Annotated in this window: 15 protein-coding genes; 10 read left to right on the top strand and 5 right to left on the bottom strand. The window is 71.8% G+C overall.

Annotated elements, in window-relative coordinates:
- Positions 1-15: 15 nt before the first annotated feature.
- Both ACZ58V_RS41130 and ACZ58V_RS41125 read right to left on the bottom strand, forming a co-directional pair.
- Entirely contained in the window at positions 16-1932 is a 1917-nt protein-coding gene (locus ACZ58V_RS41130; protein WP_471296491.1) for a phosphatase PAP2 family protein, read from the bottom strand.
- A gap of 201 nt (positions 1933-2133) precedes the next feature.
- Positions 2134-3033, bottom strand: coding sequence for an N-acetylglucosamine kinase (locus tag ACZ58V_RS41125; RefSeq protein ID WP_468199541.1), 900 nt, complete (start codon positions 3031-3033; stop codon positions 2134-2136).
- Between the two features lie 240 nt (positions 3034-3273).
- On the opposite strand from ACZ58V_RS41125, the gene ACZ58V_RS41120 reads away from it, so the two are divergent.
- The 5 genes from ACZ58V_RS41120 to ACZ58V_RS41100 all read left to right on the top strand — a co-directional run bounded on the left by ACZ58V_RS41120 (position 3274) and on the right by ACZ58V_RS41100 (position 9649).
- Positions 3274-4395 (top strand): ROK family transcriptional regulator, encoded by a 1122-nt coding sequence (locus tag ACZ58V_RS41120; RefSeq protein ID WP_468199539.1) that lies wholly within the window; start codon positions 3274-3276, stop codon positions 4393-4395.
- Between the two features lie 274 nt (positions 4396-4669).
- Positions 4670-5992 carry an ABC transporter substrate-binding protein gene (locus tag ACZ58V_RS41115; RefSeq protein WP_468199537.1) on the top strand — a complete coding sequence of 441 codons (1323 nt, stop codon included), beginning with the start codon at positions 4670-4672 and terminating at the stop codon, positions 5990-5992.
- Between the two features lie 128 nt (positions 5993-6120).
- Positions 6121-7032: a carbohydrate ABC transporter permease gene (locus ACZ58V_RS41110; protein ID WP_189727603.1), complete on the top strand. Its 912-nt coding sequence runs from the start codon at positions 6121-6123 to the stop codon at positions 7030-7032.
- Positions 7029-7928: a carbohydrate ABC transporter permease gene (locus ACZ58V_RS41105; RefSeq protein ID WP_468199535.1), complete on the top strand. Its 900-nt coding sequence runs from the start codon at positions 7029-7031 to the stop codon at positions 7926-7928. The genes ACZ58V_RS41110 and ACZ58V_RS41105 overlap by 4 nt, the downstream gene beginning before the upstream one ends.
- A 2-nt stretch (positions 7929-7930) precedes the next feature.
- Entirely contained in the window at positions 7931-9649 is a 1719-nt protein-coding gene (locus ACZ58V_RS41100; protein ID WP_471296485.1) for a hypothetical protein, read from the top strand.
- A gap of 66 nt (positions 9650-9715) precedes the next feature.
- Here the strand turns inward: ACZ58V_RS41100 and ACZ58V_RS41095 are convergent, their stop codons facing one another.
- Both ACZ58V_RS41095 and ACZ58V_RS41090 read right to left on the bottom strand, forming a co-directional pair.
- A complete protein-coding gene (locus ACZ58V_RS41095) occupies positions 9716-10321 on the bottom strand; it encodes a hypothetical protein (protein WP_468199611.1) in 606 nt (201 codons plus the stop codon).
- Positions 10322-10323: 2 nt separating this feature from the next.
- Positions 10324-10980: a nucleoside/nucleotide kinase family protein gene (locus ACZ58V_RS41090; RefSeq protein WP_471296483.1), complete on the bottom strand. Its 657-nt coding sequence runs from the start codon at positions 10978-10980 to the stop codon at positions 10324-10326.
- Positions 10981-11083: 103 nt separating this feature from the next.
- Here ACZ58V_RS41090 and ACZ58V_RS41085 point away from each other — a divergent pair, with 103 nt between their 5' ends.
- The 4 genes from ACZ58V_RS41085 (at position 11084) to ACZ58V_RS41070 (ending at position 16388) form a co-directional block, all read left to right on the top strand.
- Positions 11084-11824 (top strand): HAD family hydrolase, encoded by a 741-nt coding sequence (locus ACZ58V_RS41085; protein ID WP_468199529.1) that lies wholly within the window; start codon positions 11084-11086, stop codon positions 11822-11824.
- Positions 11821-14184 carry a glycoside hydrolase family 65 protein gene (locus tag ACZ58V_RS41080; protein ID WP_471296481.1) on the top strand — a complete coding sequence of 788 codons (2364 nt, stop codon included), beginning with the start codon at positions 11821-11823 and terminating at the stop codon, positions 14182-14184. The genes ACZ58V_RS41085 and ACZ58V_RS41080 overlap by 4 nt, the downstream gene beginning before the upstream one ends.
- Before the next feature lie 111 nt (positions 14185-14295).
- Positions 14296-15882 carry a hypothetical protein gene (locus ACZ58V_RS41075; protein ID WP_471296480.1) on the top strand — a complete coding sequence of 529 codons (1587 nt, stop codon included), beginning with the start codon at positions 14296-14298 and terminating at the stop codon, positions 15880-15882.
- Positions 15882-16388 carry a DUF5709 domain-containing protein gene (locus ACZ58V_RS41070; RefSeq protein WP_471296478.1) on the top strand — a complete coding sequence of 169 codons (507 nt, stop codon included), beginning with the start codon at positions 15882-15884 and terminating at the stop codon, positions 16386-16388. Before ACZ58V_RS41075 ends, ACZ58V_RS41070 begins: the two co-directional genes overlap by 1 nt.
- Before the next feature lie 57 nt (positions 16389-16445).
- On the opposite strand, the gene ACZ58V_RS41065 is transcribed toward ACZ58V_RS41070, so the two are convergent.
- Entirely contained in the window at positions 16446-16652 is a 207-nt protein-coding gene (locus tag ACZ58V_RS41065; RefSeq protein WP_189727596.1) for a hypothetical protein, read from the bottom strand.
- Positions 16653-16870: 218 nt separating this feature from the next.
- On the opposite strand from ACZ58V_RS41065, the gene ACZ58V_RS41060 reads away from it, so the two are divergent.
- Complete coding sequence (locus tag ACZ58V_RS41060) at positions 16871-17107, top strand: chaplin (RefSeq protein ID WP_382484577.1); 237 nt, start codon at positions 16871-16873, stop codon at positions 17105-17107.
- Positions 17108-17269: the final 162 nt, after the last annotated feature.

Genomic DNA, 17269 nt, shown 5'->3' with positions numbered 1-17269 from the left:
CCGCCGCGCACGGCGTCACCGCCGCACGAGTCGTACCGACAGGCCCTCCGACGTGTGCACGGGTACGGCCCGCAGCGTGTCGGAGTCCAGCTCGACGCGGGCGAACCCGCCGCGCAGTGCCGGAGCGGACAGGACCGGGACGGTCGTCCCCGCGACCGGCGGGCGCTCGGTGTCGAGCCGCAGCGACAGCACGCTGCCCCGGCCCAGCAGGATCCGCCGGCTCACCGTGAGCGCCGGGCCGTGGTTCTTGCGGAGCGGCAGCCCCAGCGTCGACTCGCCTTCCTGGACGTAGGAGCCACGCACCCGCAGGACCTTGTCCGCGCGGAGCGTGCCGCCGGTGACCCGGACGTCGCCCTCGCCCAGGGCGTTGGGCGAGGCCGCGACCAGCGCGCCGTCCTCGACGACGGTCCCGCCGTGGTAGCGGTTGTGGCCCGTGAGGGTGAGCGTGCCGGTGCCGCGCTTGGTCAGCCCGCCGTCGCCCTCGATGTCGTTGCGCCAGCTGTCCGCCGCGTGGAAGCCGCCGGCCGCCGCGTCCAGCGTCACGGTGACGTCGCGGTCGAAGGCGGCGTAGCCGTCCGCGGCGGCGAACAGGTTCAGCCGGCCCCACTGCTCGAAGCCGTCCAGCAGGACGTACCCGGAGGGCAGTGCGGTCGTCCGCAGCACCTCGCGCCGCTGGGCCGCGTCCAGGTAGGGCAGTCGCGTCTCCAGCAGGACCTCCGCGCCCTTCGGCACGGTGAGCGGGTCCTTGCGGCCGCGGCGGGGCAGGACGTAGGTCAACCGGGGCTCGATCGCCCGGGCGTTGGCCTCACGGTCGGCGTACGCGTCACCGGCGTCCGCGTGCGCGTGGGCGTACAGCGTGTCCGCGGTGGTGCCGGTCCGCTGCGTGAAGTAGGCGAGGGCCTGCGCGCGTGCCGCCGCCTTGAGCTCCGCGTTCGCCGGGTCGGCCAGTGTCGCCGCGGTCAGGGCGGTGGCCATGATCCGGCCGCCGAGAACGTCGACGGTGGAGTGCATGCCCGACATGATCCGGGTGTGACTCAGCTCGAACGCCCGCGTCACGAGTTCCTGGAACCGCTCGGGCACCGCGTACGCGTAGGCCAGTCCGGCCAGGTGGAAGGCGTTGGTGTGGCCGCTGGGGAAACCGCCGTCCTCCTTGGGCTCCTCGGCGCGCTGGCGCAGCAGCTGCGTGGCGACGACCACCTCCGAGTCGTACACCGGGTAGCCGAGCGCGTCCTTCCTGCCGGTGTCGACGACCTCGCTGTCCTCGTTCATCCGCCACGGACGCGGGTACTGGAAGGCGAACTTGCCGGGGTTGCCCGAGGCGAACGGCCCGCGCACCGTGTCGACCAGCTTGGCCACCTTGCCGAGCTCCGAGTCGTAGGAGCCGGCGCCGAGCGCGGATCCGGCCGGGGCGTCGGCGGGCACGGCGTCGTTGATCTTGCCGGCGGGCGTGCCGTCCGGGGCGCTGGTGATCGACGTGACGGCCTTGGCACCCGCCTTGTACAGCTCGGCGAGCGGACCCAGCCCGGCGATCATGGCGTAGCTCTGGTGCTGGCGGTCGTAGAGGAAGGCCTCCTTCGCCTGGGCCTCGGTGCGGGCCGTCGTGATCCGGGCGCAGTAGCGCATGTTGGCGCGCAGCACCTCGCGGTCCAGGACCCGGCCGGTGTCCCAGGCGCCGCCGGTCTTCCACACCTTCGACATGCCGCCCAGGATCCGGACGACCGCGTTGGTCTCGGGGGTCAGGTTCGTCGTGACGTTCGACTTGTAGTCGTCGACGAACGCGGCGGGAGGGGTGGCGGCCTTCGCGTCGGCGGCGGTGAGCCAGGTGGCGAAGGCCGGTGCGGCGAGCAGGCCCGCCGAGGCCCCGAGGGAGGTCTTGAGGAAGCCCCGTCGGTCGACGGTTGCGGTGCTGCGGTGCCCGGCTGATGACGGCATGCGGTGCGCCTCTCTTGAGTTCTGCGACGGGTGCTTCGGCCGTACGGCCGGGAGATGGTGCAGAGTGTGCGACTCGGGGTGCCTCTGGCGACTTCTGTGGCACCTGTTGCGTACGAGCGAAGATCTACGGCCGTGTTGTGACCCTTCGGAGAGGGAACGGCCACGGGCTGGTGTCCGGGACGTGAACGGCGGCCGTCCGGCTCACAGGAGTGAACGGGCCAGTGCCACGGCGCCCTCTACCGGCGGCACGCGCAGGGGCTGCGGCCGGGCTCCGGGCAGGACCTCGGCGAGCGCGGAGGTGAACGCCTCGTACAGCGCGGGCTGGGCGAGCACCGTGCCGCCCGCCACCACCACGTCGTCCACCGCGACCCCGCGCCGGGCGAGCCGTACGACGAGCGCGGCGAGCGCCCGGCCGCCCTCGGCGATCACGGCCCGGGCGAGCGGCGAGCCCGCCTCGGCGGCGGCGAACACCACGGGGGAGTGCCGGCCCCACTCGGCGGAGACGTCCGTGGCGGCCTCCAGTGCCGCGCCGAGCGCGGGCACCTCGGCCACCTCGAAGGCGGTGATCAGCCCTGAGGCCAGCGCGTCGGGCCGATCACCGCGGTCGTGCGCCGCCCAGACGGCCCGCGCGGCCTCGCGGACGAGTCCGGCCGCGCCGCCCTCGTCGCCGAGTACCGCGCCCCAGCCGCCGACCTGGACCGGACCGCCGTCGGGCAACCGCCCCACCGCGACCGAACCGGTACCGGCGACCAGACCGACGCCCTTGTCCAGCCCCGCTGCGGGGACGAGCAGTTCGGCATCGCCCACGACCAGGACGGGCACCCCCAGCCGCTCATGGAGCGCGGCCCGGATCGCTTCGCACTGGAGTGGTGTCTCACAGGCGTGACCGCCCACGGCGACGGCGGACGGATGCGTTCCGGTCGGCAGGGCGTCGTGGATCAGAGCGGCCAGCCGGTCAGCGGCGGCCCCGGGGTCGTGCGGTCGCCAGCCCGTACTGCTGCGGACGAGGTCGACGACGCGGTCGCCGCCCGTGAGGGCGCGCAGCTGCGTCTTGGTGCCGCCCACGTCGATACCGACCGCGTAAGGCGTGGAGTCCTGCACGGGTCCTCTTTCGTCGTTGCGCGGTCACGGCGGACGGCAGGCGAACCATCCGTCGGACCACGGCAGTTGAAGAGGTAGGGAAGCCCCGGGACGGGCTTCTGTCGGCCACGGCAGGCGAGTACCGTGAAGTTCGTTAGGAAGTTAACTAACGAAGTAGGGTGCGTCAAGAGGCACGGAATTCCCGATGCCGCGCCACCCTTGCGCCCGGCCGGCACGGCCGCAGCACGACCTGGGGAGACCATGCACCTGAGCGAGAGTGCCCGTGTGGTGTTCGACGTACTGGCCGAGGCCGGCACGGCCACCCGCCCCCAGCTGGCGGCCGGTGCGGGCCTTTCCAAGCCGACCGTCTCCTCCGCCGTCGCCGAGCTCGAGGCCGTCGGGCTGGCCGCCCACTCCGGGCGGGCCTCCGGCGGCACCGGCCGCAGCGCCGCCGTCTACCGGCTCGGCCCGGCCGCCGGTGCCGTGCTCGCGGTCGACCTGGGCCCGACCAGGACCCGGGTGCGCGGCTGCGCCCTGGACGGCACCCTGCTCGCGGAGGGCACCGGCTCCCGTCCGGAGGCCGCCGACACCGTCCGCAAGGTCCTCGGCGCACTGCCCGCCGGGGCCCCGCTGCGGGCCGTCGTCGTCGCCGTCGGTGACGTCACCACGCGCGACGGGGAGGGCGCCGGGGAACGCCCCGCGACCGCCAAGGCGGGACCCGTCTTCGACGCCATGGCCGTCGCCCTGCCCGAGGGCGTGCCCGTCCACCTGGAGAACAACGTCAACTGCGCCGCGCTCGCCGAACTGCACGAGGGCGCCGCCGTCGGCCGCGACACCTTCGGTTACCTGCGCATCGGCGTCGGCATCGGTCTCGCCGTCGTCATCGGCGGCCGGGTCCTGCGCGGAGCGAACGGCGCCGCCGGTGAGGTGGCCCGGCTGCCCTACCCCTGGGACGACAGCCGCGCCCCGCACTACGAAGGCCTGGAGCAGCGCATGGGGTCGCGCACCCTGCTCCGCCGGGCGGCCGAGACCTGGCAGGACAGCGACGGCCCCCGCCCGCGCACCGCGGAGCGGCTCCTCGCCCTCTCCGGGCAGGGGCATGGCACGGCCCGTGCCGTCCTCGACTCGCACGCAGCCGACGTGGGGCGGCTCGCCGCCGCCGTCGTCGCCGTCATGGACCCGGGGCTGATCGTGCTGGGCGGCGCCACCGGCGCGGATCCGCAGCTGCTGCCCGGTGTGCGGGCCGAGCTGGCCCGGCTGAGCTGGCCCACCGAGGTGGTCAGCAGCGTGGTGGGGGACACCGGCACGGTCGCGGGCGCCGGCAAGCTGGCGGTCGCCCATGGAATTCAAACCGTGACCGGAGCGGTGCTGGCGAAGCATTGACGGCTGCGCCATCGGTCTGCCAATGTCCGGACAAGCGCTTTCTGAGTCGGCCGGGACGCCGACTCCGGGTGAGCCTCCCGCCCGTACGTGAAGTACGGCAGCCGCACGAGGGCGTGCTTGTGCGACGTCGGCCGTCATGGCCGGGGACCCCACCCGTCAAGGCGACGCGGCCGGGCGAGGTCGTGCCCCCAGAAAGCGAAATTTCCTGCAAAATGCACCCGTGCCGCCTCGGCTGGCGCCGTGCTTCTTCCGCTACGACGAAAAGGGATTGAAGATGACCAGTCTGGGTGTGCGGCGCTCTCGCCGGCTCGGCCGCGGCGGCATACGCCGCGTTGTTCCCCTCGCTGCCGTGGCCACGGCAGGTGCCCTTCTGCTCTCCGCCTGCGGGTCGGGGTCCGACTCGGGCGGGAACGCCAAGTCGCTGACGTTCTGGATCTCCACGGTTCCGGGGCAGGACGCGGGCTGGAAGAAGATGGTGGCGCAGTACAAGAAGGAAACCGGCGTCAAGGTCAACATCGTCAACATCCCCTACGACGGCTACCCGGCGAAGCTGCACAACGCCGCCCAGGCGAACTCCCTGCCCGACGTGGCGGCCGTGCCGGCGCTGGACCCGATCTGGGCGAACAAGCTGATCGACCTCGGCTCCATCGCCAACAAGAAGAGCAACAAGATCAACGCCAACTTCCTCGCCAAGGACTCGTCCGGGAAGGTGCTGTCCATCCCCTCGGACGTCACCGCGTCCGGCCTGTTCATCAACAAGACGCTGTTCGAGAAGGCCGGCGTCTCCTTCCCGGCCTCGCCCCAGAAGACCTGGACCTGGACCGACTTCATCAAGGCGGCGGACAAGGTCCGCGAGAAGACCGGCGCCAAGTACTCCCTCACGTTCGACCAGTCGCCGTCCCGGCTCCGCGCCATGGTGTACGAGATGGGCGGTAAGTACGTCCACGCGGACTCCTCCGGCAAGTTCTCGGTGGACGCGGCGACCAAGAAGTCCGTGAAGTACTTCGTCGGGCTGAACGACGACAAGACCATGCCGAAGTCGGTGTGGACCAGCGGCGCCGACCCGTCGGCGATGTTCCAGAGCGGTGACGTGGTCGCCTACTGGTCCGGCGTGTGGCAGGTTCCCGCCTTCGCGGAGAGCATCAAGAAGTTCGAGTGGGCGAGCGTCCCGACTCCCGCCCAGCCGGTGCAGGCCAGCGACGTCAACAGCGGCGGCATGACGGTGGGCTTCAACAACAACGCCGCCGCGGCCGACGCCGCGACGAAGTTCCTGTCCTGGCTGTACGAGCCGGCCCACTACCAGGAGCTGTGTGAGACGTCCGGGTTCCTGCCGGTCGAGAGCGGTCTGAAGCCGAAGTACCCCTTCAAGTCCGAGGCGGCGCAGGCGGCGTTCAAGCTGTACAACGAGTCGATCCCGCTCTACGCCCCGATCTCCGGCTACTTCAACACCGCGCAGACGAAGTGGGTGCTGAAGGGCAAGAGCCTCCCCGAGGACCCGACCAAGACGGAGCTCGGCAAGGCGATCAACGGCCAGCAGTCGTCCGACAAGGCCCTGCAGAACATCGTGGACGTCTACAACCAGCAGGTCGGCGGCTGAGCGCAGGCCCGCAGGCCCGGGCGGCGGGGTCGAGACACCGCCGCCCGGCCTCGCTCGGGCCCCCACGTGACGCCGGGCTCATGGCCTGAGCCCACAGGAACCCATTCCACCAGCACGGAGTCAGGAAGATGACCAAACGCGCCCCGGACGTGTCCGCGAGCCCGCCCAGGAGACGCAGTAAGTACACCCTTGCGCCGCTCGTCCTCATCGCGGCCAACGTCGTGCTCTTCGCGCTGTTCTTCGTCTGGCCGGCGGTGATCGGGCTCGTCTACTCCTTCACGAACTACACGGGCGTAGGGGTGTTCCAGTTCGTCGGACTGGACAACTACCAGAACCTGTTCGGGGACTCCACCTTCTACGACGCGCTGACCCGGACGCTGCTGTACGCCGTGCTCTTCGTCCCGCTGAACTTCGTGTTCTCGCTGCTCATCGCCAACGTGGTGGTGAGCAAGTACGCCAAGGGCGCGTCGGTCGCCCGCGTCATCTTCTTCATCCCGTGGCTGCTGTCGCCCATCGTCGTGGGTGTCCTGTGGCGGTGGCTGTTCGGTGAGAACTTCGGACTGGTCAACTACCTCATCCACGAGCTCGGCGGGCACGCCGTTCCGTGGCAGTCGAACGCGGACCTGTCGCTGCTGGTGGTGGTGATGGCGGCGTCCTGGGCCTGGACGGGTTTCTCGATGCTGCTGTTCATCGCGGCGATCAAGAACGTACCGGTGTCGTACTACGAGGCGGCCTCGCTCGACGGCGCCGGTCCGTGGCGCCAGTTCTTCCACATCACGCTGCCGAGCATCGCGCCCACCTCGTTCATCGTCATCCTGCTCAACACGATCAACGCGATGAAGGAATACCCGGTGTTCGTCGCCCTCAACAACGGCGGACCCGGAACGTCGAACAACCTGATGGTCCAGTACATCTATGAGACCGGCTTCAAACGGGGCCAGATCGGCTACGCGAGCGCCGCGTCGTTCGTGCTCATGCTCATCCTGATGGCCGTCGCGATCATCCAGCTGATCGTCAACCGGCGGGTGGAGAACCGATGACAACCACAGACATGCCACGCCCGGTCGACGCCGGCGGACGGGCCGTCTCCAAGAAGCGGCCCCGCGGAGCGGCCACCGGTGGGCTCCGGCAGGCGGTGTCCGCGACGACCCTGCTGTGGATCCTGGCGTGCCTCTACGGGCTGCCGGTGCTGTGGTTCATCCTCAGCTCCCTCAAGCCGGCCAGCGACCTGTTCTCCTATCCGCTGACGCTGGTTCCGCACAACCCCACCCTGTCGGGTTTCAAGGCAGCGTGGGACAGCGCCAACTTCTCCCAGTACTTCATCAACACGACCATCGTGTGCGTGATCACGACGATCCTCACGGTGGGTGTCAGCTGCTGCACGGGGTACGCGCTGGCCAAGTACGACAACAAGTGGCTCAAGGTGTTCTTCATCTGCATCCTGGCCACCACGATGCTGCCGTCCGAGGTCATGCTCGCCCCGGAGTTCCTGGTGGTCCGCGACCTAGGCCTCTACAACTCGTTCGCCGGCATCATCCTCCCGGCCGTGCTCACCGCGACCGGATGTTTCATGTTCCGCCAGTTCTTCCTGACGGTGCCCGACGAACTCGTGGAAGCCGCGCGCATCGACGGCGCCCGCGAACTGTCGATCTTCCTGCGGATCATGGTGCCGCTCTCCCGGCCCATCATGCTGACCCTCGCCATCCTGTCCTTCCAGTGGCGGTGGAACGACTACATCTGGCCGCTGCTGATGCTCAACGACCCCAACAAGTTCACCGTGCAGATCGGCATCCAGAGCATCGTGGGCGCGCAGAACATCAACTGGTCGGTACTGCTCGGCGCATCGGTCATCTCCATGATCCCTCTGATCGCCATCTTCCTGGTCTTCCAGCGCTACGTCATGGGCGCCGACATCAATGCCGGACTGAAGGACTGACCGTGCCCACCCCGCTCGACCACGCATTCGTCCGCGCGGTGGCCCGCGCCGCCGACCGGCCGGCCGCCCCGCTGGCGGCCGACCCCGACGAGGAACCCACCGGTGTGCCCCACCGCGCCCTGGCGCGCCGGGTGAAGACCCTGGTCGCGGCGTACCGGTCCCCGGACTCGGCCCTGCACGGCAGCAGACAGGCCGTCGCCGCCGCGACGACCCACCTCCGCGCCCTCCGGGCCGCGCAGACACCCACCGGCCTCTTCGCCGGCGGCGACAACGTGCAGTCACCGCCGGACTCCGCGTTCACCGTCAACGACGTGTGCGACGCACACGTCCTCGCCGCCGGCGCGGGGCCGGAACTGCGCGATGTCACGGCCGCCCTCGCCGAGATCGCCGGCGCCGCCTCCGGCAGTCTCCTGGCCGGTGGGGTGCACACGCCGAACCACCGCTGGGAGCTGTGCGCGGCGCTGGCCCGGCTGCACCGGTCGTTCCCCGACGACCGGCTCCTCGACCGCGTCGAGGAGTGGCTCTCCGAGGGCGTCGACATCGACGCGGAGGGCCTGTACTCGGAACGGAGCGCCAACTACGCGGCCCACGTGTCCAACCCTTCGCTGCTGCTGCTGGCCGGCGTCCTCGGCCGCGCCGACCTGATGGACGCCGTCGAACGCAATCTCGCCACCACCCTGGACCTCATCAGGCCGGACGGCACGGTGGAGACCATCCACTCGCGACGGCAGGACCAGAACCACCCGTTCCCGCTGGCGCCCTACCTGCCGCACTACCGGCTGCTCGCGATCCGCACCGGCCGGGGCGACTTCAGCCGGGCGGCGCGGCTGGCGGCCGCCGGCGGCATCGACGACCCCGACCTGCTCGCCGAGACCCTCCTCACCCCGGACCTGTGCCACGTCCTGCCGCCACCGGCCGCGGAGACACTTCCGCGTGATCGGTACATCACCACCGCGCGCCTCGCCGCACGAGCCTCGGCCACCGCGCACACCGTGGTGTACGGCGGCTCCGACGTGCCCGAGCACCGGCGCATCCGCTCGGGCCTCGCCTGCAATCCCACCTTCCTGCGCCTGTTCGCCGGCGACGCGGTCCTCGACGCGGTCCGCCTCTCACGGGGATTCTTCGACCTGGGCCCGTTCCGCGCCGCCGTCATGCGACAGCCCGCCGACAACCGGTACCGGCTCACCGAAACCCTCACGGCCGCCTACTACCAGCCGCTGCCGCCGGACCGGCGCCGGGACGACGGCGCCTACCGTACGGCGGACGAGGGACGCTTCTCGGCCGCGATGGCCTTCCCGGACCGGCCTCGGGACGAGGTCTCCCACACGACCCGCGTCGAGGTGGACCTGAGGGAGGACGGTGCCGACCTGCGGATCGACATCAGCGGACCGCGGGTGCCCTGGGCCCTCGAACTGACCTTCCGGCCGGGTGGAGTGCCGGAGGGCGCCGTACCGGTCGGCGACGGGCGCTGGTGCCTGACGACCGGGCCGATGACCTACCGGGCCGGTGACGACGAGATCCGGATCGAGGCCGACGTCGAGGCAGGCGAACCGCTGGCCGGGCCGGACCGGAGCGACGTACTGCGGTACGACCCGGGGCAGGACTACACCGTGGTGGGCGGCACCGATGCGACGACCGGGAACCGCGTCTACATCGGTGGACTCGGCCCGCACACACTGACCGTCGCACTGCGCGCCCGCCGGCCCGCACCTGTCGAGTGACTCCGGCGACCCGCTACGCCGCGGGGGAACCGGAGCCGGCGCTGTCCGGGTGAGGCGGCCCAGGCATCACAGGGGCAGGCCGACCAGTCCCCACCAGCGTCGTTCGGTCTCGGTCACCACCACGCCCCACTCCCGCAGCAGCACCGAGAACTCGTCGAAGTCCTCGATCCACCGGCCGGGGCACGCGGCATGCGTGCCGTACGGCACGCGCAGGCCCTCCAGCAGGGGCTCGGCTCGTGCCCAGTGCCCGGCCAGTGCGGACACGGTCGCGGGCGGGCAGGCGAGGAGCAGCCGACGGTGCCAGGGGTCGGCGTCCGCGGGGAAGAGACCGGAGACGGAGGCGCCTTCGGTGTCCGTGTCCCAGATCAAGTCCCGCAGGAACGCGTCCAGGTGCTCACGCGCTTCCGGGGCGGCATGCTCCCGTACGTCGTCCCAGGCCTGCCCGGCCCAGAAGTGGGGCTTGTAGGAGCCGGGGGTGCTGTGGAACTCGTACCGGCCGCACCACGGGACGTTCGACGCGGCGGGCCACACCCAGCCCCGCTGCGGCTCGGCATCCCAGTCGAGTTCGTCCTCGGGCATCGCGGCATCCTCGAGCAACGCGTACCGCTCCTCGAACGGCGTCTGCTCGAGCCGCTCCCAGTCGACGGCCAGCACCGTGATGTCCAGGCCCATGGTCACGTCTCCAAGCGTGGCAGCGCCGACTCCGGCACCACCAGGTCGGCGCGGCCCAGGGTCGTGGCGACCAGCTCGGCGTTGGGCCGGTCCGAGCGCGACACCCACGCCACCGCCTCCGCGTGGGACTTGCCGAACCGCTCGTGGCGGGCGACGAGTCGGCGGACGCGCTCCCGCTCGGGGAGTTCGCAGAACCACACCTCGTCGAGCTGGTGGCGCACCCGGGCCCAGGCGCCGGTGTCCAGGAGCAGGTAGTTGCCCTCGGTGACGACGAGACGGGCCGTCGGCGGGACCGGGATCGCCCCCGCGAGCGGCTGTTCCAGGACGCGTTCGAAGCCGGGCGCGTACACGACGTCGTCGTGCCTCTCCTCGCGCAGCCGTCCCAGCAGGGCCGCGTACCCGGCCGCGTCGAACGTGTCGGGCGCGCCCTTGCGGTCCCTGCGGCCGAGCCGCTCCAGTTCGGTGTCGGCGAGGTGGAAGCCGTCCATGGGGACGTGCGCGACCCAGGGTTCGCCGGATCCGTTCAGTTCCCGCACCAGGTGCTCGGCGAGCGTCGACTTGCCCGCGCCGGGGCTGCCGGCGATGCCGAGGATCGCGCGCCGGCCGCCCCGAGGGAGGGCGCCGGCACGGTGGACCAGGTCGTCGAAGGTGAGCGGCACACAGCAGAGTGTGTCACCCCGCTACTGGGCCGTCCGGGGTGCGTACCCGTGGATGTGGCGTGCGCCACTCACTGGACATCTCCGGGCGGGGAACCGGACCTGTATGACGCAGCTCGGTCTCCCCGAAGACATCCACGCCTGCCTCTTCGATCTCGACGGCGTCGTCACCAAGACGGCCGTCGTGCACGCGGCCGCCTGGAAGGAGATGTTCGACGCGTTCCTGCGCGAGCGTGACGGCGAGGACTTCCGGCCGTTCGACGCGGCGGCCGACTACGACGAGTACGTCGACGGCCGGCCACGCGCCGACGGCGTGCGGACGTTCCTCGCCTCCCGGGGCATCGACCTGCCCGACGGAGGCCCTGACGACCCACCCGCCGCGCAGACCGTGCACGGGCTCGGCAACCGCAAGAACGAGCTGGTCCTGGAGAAGATCCGCACCGACGGCGTCGAGGCCTACGACGGCACCCTGCGCTATCTGGAGGCGGTCCGCGCCCACGGCCTGAGCACCGCGATCGTCTCCTCCAGCGCCAACTGCCGGGACGTGCTGCGCGCGATCGGCGCCGAGCACTTCTTCGACGTACGGATCGACGGCGTGGTCGCCGCCGAGCGCAAGCTGCCCGGCAAGCCGCGCCCCGACACGTTCCTGGCCGCCGCCGAGGACCTGGGAATCGCTCCGGCCGAAGCCGCCGTCTTCGAGGACGCTCTGGCCGGCATGGACGCGGGCCGCGCGGGCCGCTTCGGGTACGTCGTCGGCGTCGACCGCGTCGGACAGACCGACGCGCTGTACACCCACGGCGCCGACGTGGTCGTGAAGGACCTCGACGAGCTGGGAGGCCGGGAGTGATCGAGCAGCGGGCGTACGCCGTCGAGCCGTGGACCGTGCGCGAGACGGAACTCGACCTCGACGTCCTGGCCCAGAGCGAGTCCGTGTTCGCCCTGTCCAACGGCCATGTCGGCTGGCGCGGCAACCTGGACGAGGGCGAACCGCACGGCCTGCCCGGCTCCTACCTCAACGGCGTCCACGAACTGCACCCGCTGCCCTACGCCGAGGCCGGCTACGGCTACCCGGAGTCCGGCCAGACGTCCATCAACGTCACCAACGGCAAGGTGCTGCGCCTCCTGGTCGACGACGAGCCGTTCGACCTGCGCTACGGACGGCTCGTCACCCACGAGCGGACCCTGGACCTCAGGCGGGGCGTGCTGGAACGGGTCTGTGAGTGGACCTCCCCGGCCGGCTCGACCGTCCGTGTGCGCTCCACACGGCTGGTGTCCCTGACCCAGCGGGCGATCGCCGCCGTGGCGTACGAGGTGGAGCCCGTCGACAGCCGTACCCGCGTCGTCGTCCAGTCGGAGCTGGTCGCCAACGAGAGCCTGCCCGAGCCGGACGGCGACCCGCGCGCCGCCAAAGCGCTGAAGTCGCCGCTGGAACCGGAGGAGGACCTCGCCTCGGGCAGCCGGCTGCGCCTGGTCCACCGCACCCGGCGCAGCGGCCTCAGGGTCGCCGTGGCCGCCGACCACGTCGTCACCGGCCCTGACCGGACCACGACGAGCGGCGAGAGCAATGTGGACGTGGCCCGGCTGACCGTCACCTCCGTGCTGGAGCCGGGGGAGCGGCTGCGCGTGGAGAAGCTGGTCGCGCACGGCTGGTCCGGCGTCCGCTCCCGGCCCGCGATGAGCGACCAGGTCGAGGCGGCGCTGGCGGCGGCCGCGCACAGCGGCTGGTGGGGGCTGCTGAAGGACCAGCGGGCCTACCTCGACGACTTCTGGGGCCGCGCCGACGTCGAGATCGACGGCGACGAGGAGATCCAGCAGGCCGTCCGCTTCGCCCTCTTCCACGTCCTTCAGGCCGGCGCCCGTGCCGAACAGCGCGCCATCCCCGCCAAGGGACTCACCGGCTCGGGCTACGACGGCCACGCCTTCTGGGACACCGAGGCGTTCGTCCTGCCCCTGCTGACCTACACCGCGCCGCAAGCCGCCGCCGAGGAACTGCGCTGGCGCCTCGACACGCTGCCCGCCGCCCGGGAACGCGCGGCCCAACTCGGCCTGCAGGGCGCCGCGTTCCCCTGGCGCACCATCGAGGGCTCGGAAGGCTCCGCGTACTGGCCGGCCGGCACGGCCGCCTTCCACGTGGGCGCCGACATCGCTGACGCCGTCGTCCGGTACGTGGCCGTCACCGGCGACGAGACCTTCGAACGCGAGGTCGGTGTCGAGCTGCTGGTGGAGACCGCCCGCCTGTGGCGCTCCCTCGGCCACCACGACGACCGGGGCGCCTTCCACATCGACGGCGTCACCGGTCCGGACGAGTACAGCGCGATCGCCGACGACAACACGTACACCAACCTCATGGCCCGGGCGAACCTGCTGGCGGCCGCCGACGCCTGCAAACGCCACCCCGACGAGGCGGCCCGGCTCGGCGCCGACGAGGAGGAGAGCGCCGCCTGGCGGGACGCCGCCGAGGCCATGCACGTCCCCTACAACGAGGAGCTCGGCGTGCACGAACAGCACGCCGGCTTCACCCGCTGTCAGCGCTGGGACTTCGCCCGCACGGGCCCGGACCAGTACCCGCTGATGCTCCACTTCCCCTACTTCGACCTGTACCGCAAGCAGGTGATCAAGCAGGCGGACCTGGTGCTGGCGATGTACACCTGCGGCAGCTTCTTCGAGGGGTCCTTCGACAGCCGTGGCGAGGAGCAGATCGCGCGCAACTTCGCCTACTACGAGCCGCTGACCGTGCGGGACTCCTCCCTGTCGGCATGCGTCCAGGCCGTCATGGCCGCCCGGGCGGGCCATCTGGACCTGGCCTACGCCTACACGGCCGAGGCCGCGCTGATGGATCTGGGGGACCTGGAGCACAACACCCGCGACGGACTGCACATCGCCTCGCTTGCCGGTACCTGGATGGCGCTGGTCGCCGGGTTCGGCGGCATGCGGTGCGCCGACGGCGCCCTGCGGTTCGCGCCGCGCCTGCCCGAGAGGTTCAGCCGGCTGGCCTTCACGGTGGGGTTCCTCGGCCGGTGCCTGTGCGTGGAGCTGACCGCCGACCGCACCACCTACACCCTGAGCTCCGGTCCGCCCTTGACGCTCCATCACCACGGCACCGAGCTGACGGTGAGTGAAGACGCCCCGGTGTCCCGGCCCGTCCCCCCGCTGACACAGCGCCCGGCCCCGAGCCAGCCCCCGCACCGCGCCCCGAACGCCCGCTGACGCTCACTTCGCGTCAGGCACTTGGCCGTATTCCGCCCTGCGTTCCATCACCCCGCGGGTTAGTTTGTCCGTGTTTGTCAGCTTTTCGAACATAGGGACAAGGGGCGGAACATGACCGACGGCTCGAACGCCATCCTGGTTCGCAGGCGAAGACGCGAACAGGCGGCCGGGCCGGGCGCGCCCCGCGCAGACCGGGGAAACGGGGCGCTCGCCGCCGTGGCGGCCGTCTTCACACTGGCTCAACTCGTCCTGGTCCGGCCCGTGCTGGGCCTCGGCTGGGACGAGATCGTCTACGTCAGCCAGGTTACCTCCCACACCCCGGAGGCCTTCTTCAGCGCACCGCGCTCCCGGGGCGTCTCGCTGCTCGTGGCCCCGGTGGCGTCCTGGTCGACGTCCGTCCCGCTGCTGCGTGTCTACCTCGCCCTCCTGTCCGGCCTCGCCCTCTACCTGGCCCTGCGCACCTGGCGGGGCCTGTTCCCGACCCGTGTCCTGGTCGTCGGCGGCGCCCTCTTCGCCTCCTTGTGGGTGACCCTCTTCTACGGTCCGCAGGCCATGCCCAACTACTGGGTCGCGATCGGCGCCCTGATCTGCGCGGGCTGCTTCCTGAGGGCCCGGCAGGAACGTTCCGCCCGAGCGGCCGTGTGGGGTGTCGCCGCCGGCGCCGCGCTCATGGCGTGGATGCGGCCCACCGACGCGGTCTACGTGACGGTGCCCCTGCTCGTCCTCGCACTCGTGCGCCGCCACTGGCGCCTGCTCCTCGTCCTCCTGGCGGGCCTCTCCGCGGGCGCCGTCGAGTGGGTGATCGAGGCCTACGTGGGCCACGGCGGCCTGGGGGAGCGCCTGGCGGAAGCCTCCCGTATCCAGGGCGGTCTGGGCTGGCACATCGCCGTCGACGACCAGCTGCGCAGCCTGGGCGGCCGGGCCCTGTGCCGGCCGTGCACCGGGCCGATGCCCAACCCCCTGGTCATCGTCTGGTGGTTCGTCCTGCCCGTGCTGGCCGGCCTCGGACTGCTCGTCGCGGCCCGGGCCCGGCGCCTGGGCCGGACGCTCGTCCCGCTGGCCTGTGCCGCCACGGCCGCCCTGCCGTACCTCTTCATGATCGGCTACGCGGCGCCCCGTTTCCTCACGCCCGCCTACGCCCTGCTCGCGATCCCGGTCGCCGACGCCCTGTGGCATCTGGCCAAGGCCCCGGGCGGGAAATGGCGCCCGGTGGCCGCGACCCTGGTCGCGCTCGGTCTGGCCGGGCATCTGGCGGCGCAGCTCGCCGTGCTGGACGGCGCCGTGTCCCGCAACACCGAGAGCCGCCGCGACTGGGGCCGCACCGCCGACGCCCTGCACCGCCTCGGCGTCCGCCCGCCCTGCCTGCTCACCGGCCACGAGTCCATCCCGATCGGCTACTACACCGGCTGCTCCTCGGGCGCGACCTCCGGCAACAACGAGAACACCACAGCGGGCGCCATCCTGCGCACCGCGGACCGCCTCCCGGTCGCCCACCTCGCACCGGCCGGCGGCACCCCGCCCCGCTACGCCCGCACCTGGCCCGTCCACCGGATCTCGGACCTGGACGTGCGTGTCGCACCGCGGCAGCGGCGGGACGGGGCGGTGGCCGCCGAGGTTAGAGCCCGCGTAACGGGAAACGCGGAACGGGCACATGACACCGACGAGTCGACGCAGCGCGCGACAGGGAGGCAGAAGTGATGGGCACGGAACCGACGCGCCCCGGACCGATGGCGGACGACGCGTACCAGCCCACCGGGACCAATGAGGAGCAGGCGGACGCCGCGCCGCTGGATCTGCAGGACGCCGTCGACGAACGGACCTACGACGACACCCTCGACGAGGGCTACTCCCCGCCGGAGAAGCCGCTCGGCGTCACCAGGAGCGGCACCACCGCCGCCGAGCAGCACGAGGGCGAGACCCTCGACGAGCGGCTGTCCCAGGAGGTCCCCGACGTGTCGGCCGAGCCGGCCGGGGACGGCGTGGGCGACAGCCCCGACAGCGACGGCGAGCCGGTGGACCCGGAGGCGGGCACCGCCCGAGCCGGACGCCTGGTCGCCCCGGACGAGGGCGCCCACGCCGACACCACGAAGGAGACCGTCGCGACCGATATCGGCATCGACGGCGGCGCGGCCGGCGCGGAGGAGGCCGCCGTGCACGTGGTGGAGGACGACGGCACCTTGCCCGGGGACGACGACTGGGCGTGAACCGCCCGCGGCCGGGAGGTTCGCCCCCTCGGTGGACGCCGCCGAGGGGGCTGTCGGCTACGGCAGCAGCTTCTCGAGCGCGGCGGGCCCCTCGGCCGCCAGCTTGCGCCTGGCCCATTCGAGGTTGTGCGGGGTGAGGTCCTTGCCCGAGGCAAGGACAAGGTCCTCCGGCGACACGTCGGTGCCGGTGCGGGCGTGGAGCAGGCGGTCCGGGGTGGCGCGGTCCTCGGGCGGCCGTGACGCGTGGGGCTGTGACGTCGACATGTTCTCTGCTCCTAGGGTCCGGATCGCTGGTGCGGCCCCGGTGCTGAAAAACGGGTCCGCTCTCACCATTCCCCGCGGGAGCGCGGCGTGCATCCGGAGAGCACGGACCGGGCCCGGGGAAACCCCGGCCCCCCGTTCGGACGCCCACCGATGTCGCCTCGCCGCACCCCGGGCGACGGTGGACACACGTGTCCCCTGCGACTGACAGGAGCTTTCCCATGCGCACACGTGTGACCGCCGCGTTCGGCCTGGCCTGCGCCGCCCTGCTGGCCTGTGCCGGTACGGCCAGCGCCGACGCGGAGGCCGAAGCCATCGCCGTCGGCAGCCCCGGCTTCCTTTCCGGCAATGTCGTACAGATCCCCATCGACATCGATGCCAATATCTGCGGCAACTCGGTCAACTTCATCGGCGCGTTCAACCCCGCCATCGGCAACAAGTGCTCGATCAAGGACTGACGCACCGGTCGCACGACCCCGCCGGGGGGGGGGGGGGGGGGGAGGGGGGGGGGGGGGGAGGAAGGGGGGGGGGGGGGGGGGGGGGGGGGAAGGGTGCCCGGCAGGGAGTAATGTGGAGGTACCGAGAGTCCTTCGCGCACCGGCCCCGACACCGGTGCCGCC

The organism is Streptomyces sp. NPDC040589, assembly GCF_055594445.1.
The sequence above is the reverse complement of the archived record's forward strand: the minus strand, read 5'-3'. Positions and strand labels throughout refer to the sequence as shown.

Coding starts and splice junctions, on each gene's coding strand:
- ACZ58V_RS41130 (WP_471296491.1), bottom strand. CDS start 1,932: ATGCCGTCATCAGCCGGGCACCGCAGCACCGCAACCGTCGACCGACGG.
- ACZ58V_RS41120 (WP_468199539.1), top strand. CDS start 3,274: ATGCACCTGAGCGAGAGTGCCCGTGTGGTGTTCGACGTACTGGCCGAG.
- ACZ58V_RS41115 (WP_468199537.1), top strand. CDS start 4,670: ATGACCAGTCTGGGTGTGCGGCGCTCTCGCCGGCTCGGCCGCGGCGGC.
- ACZ58V_RS41110 (WP_189727603.1), top strand. CDS start 6,121: ATGACCAAACGCGCCCCGGACGTGTCCGCGAGCCCGCCCAGGAGACGC.
- ACZ58V_RS41105 (WP_468199535.1), top strand. CDS start 7,029: ATGACAACCACAGACATGCCACGCCCGGTCGACGCCGGCGGACGGGCC.
- ACZ58V_RS41095 (WP_468199611.1), bottom strand. CDS start 10,321: ATGGGCCTGGACATCACGGTGCTGGCCGTCGACTGGGAGCGGCTCGAG.
- ACZ58V_RS41085 (WP_468199529.1), top strand. CDS start 11,084: ATGACGCAGCTCGGTCTCCCCGAAGACATCCACGCCTGCCTCTTCGAT.
- ACZ58V_RS41075 (WP_471296480.1), top strand. CDS start 14,296: ATGACCGACGGCTCGAACGCCATCCTGGTTCGCAGGCGAAGACGCGAA.
- ACZ58V_RS41070 (WP_471296478.1), top strand. CDS start 15,882: ATGGGCACGGAACCGACGCGCCCCGGACCGATGGCGGACGACGCGTAC.
- ACZ58V_RS41065 (WP_189727596.1), bottom strand. CDS start 16,652: ATGTCGACGTCACAGCCCCACGCGTCACGGCCGCCCGAGGACCGCGCC.
- ACZ58V_RS41060 (WP_382484577.1), top strand. CDS start 16,871: ATGCGCACACGTGTGACCGCCGCGTTCGGCCTGGCCTGCGCCGCCCTG.